2 protein-coding genes and 1 pseudogene are annotated in these 1,252 nt (G+C 37.0%); all 3 read left to right on the top strand.

Annotated elements, in window-relative coordinates; all coding sequences use genetic code 11:
* Positions 1-164: 164 nt before the first annotated feature.
* Positions 165-266: pseudogene (locus L1D46_RS20950) on the top strand (RHS repeat-associated core domain-containing protein); the annotation flags it as partial.
* 87 nt (positions 267-353) lie between these two features.
* Entirely contained in the window at positions 354-725 is a 372-nt protein-coding gene (locus L1D46_RS20685; RefSeq protein WP_256854553.1) for a hypothetical protein, read from the top strand.
* Between the two features lie 16 nt (positions 726-741).
* A complete protein-coding gene (locus tag L1D46_RS20680) occupies positions 742-1,215 on the top strand; it encodes a DUF6714 family protein (RefSeq protein WP_239978171.1) in 474 nt (157 codons plus the stop codon).
* The last annotated feature ends 37 nt before the right edge of the window (positions 1,216-1,252 follow it).

The raw sequence follows: 1,252 nt of genomic DNA, 5'->3' as shown, positions 1-1,252 counted from the left end.
ATATTGGAATTAGCTATTATTAAAGCTTGCGTTTAAAGGCTCTCTAACTAAGGCTTTAGCCTAGAACTATATTAATGGAAATAGGATGAAGCTAGGCTATAACTATCAAGCTTCTAATTCGATAGTTCAAAACCTATTTAGAGTACAACTAATTTAGGGATTACGATCCTGAATTGGGACGCTACATTCAGTCAGATCCGATTGGTTTAGCGGGTGGGATTAATACTTATGGATATGTTGGAAATAACCCTGTAAATAATTATGACCCTAACGGCTTAACAGCGATTCCAATTGTTGGGCCGGGTCCCACTCCTGCTGCTCATCCGGTATTTTTACCGGGTACAAAAGAAAATATGGCTTTTGTCGATTCTGTTATTCAGATTTCTGATTTGTTTGGAAATGAGGATAATGAAAGTTGTGAAGTTGATAATGCGGGTCTGAAAATTAGCCCTGCGGCAAATAACATTGAACCTCCCGGTCAATGCTCCCCATCTGAACAGCAAAAACTACAGCAAAACGTAAACCAAGAATGCAAACGACCAAGAAGATGTTCCCAATCCATGTCTAGAGGTGATTTATTCCTTCGGGAGGTCGCCAACCAGAGGTGTGCAATAGCGAGAGACACAATAAATAAAAAGTGTTTCATGGGAGGAGATGCAAATCATAGAAACCAAGCTATTGATGCTTGGAAAAGTATGGCTAAATGTCAATCTTTACAAAAATAAGTGAGAAGTTAGTTCAATGAATAAATTAGCGCTATTAGATAGTTTGTCATATGCATTTGGCAGTACAAAGCAACCCAGTTGCCCTTTGATAGATAGGCCTAATTTAGATTGGGAAGACAAAGAGGTTATAAGAATTTTGAGTGGTAAATCTTGGGAAGACTTTGGAATAGATGTGATCAAATGTTGTCAAGTAGATTTGACAGCAATAGTCTACCGACTAGCTCCAGCTTATTTCGTTTATTATTTACCTTCATTCATGACTCTTTGTTTATCTAATTTTGATGAGATTGATGTTTTATCAGATTCCATCTTTTCTGTCTTGAGCCTCAATATACAAGGTGGCTCAGAGTATGAGTCTTTATTTGTAAAGTTATCTTTGAATCAAAAAAATACTATACGTTCATTCATAAAGTATTTTCTACATGAGTCTCAATTTGACCTAGAAAAAGAAGCCAAGATAGCTGATTTAGTTTGGGAACGATTGAGTTGATTTTGAATCCAAAGCCTCGTTAGCCGGGGCTTTGTAA

Source organism: Pseudoalteromonas sp. Isolate3, from assembly GCF_022398505.1.
In the GTDB taxonomy this organism is placed as follows: domain Bacteria; phylum Pseudomonadota; class Gammaproteobacteria; order Enterobacterales; family Alteromonadaceae; genus Pseudoalteromonas; species Pseudoalteromonas apostichopi.
Note: the sequence above shows the minus strand (reverse complement) of the source record. Positions and strands in the feature narration are given on the sequence as shown.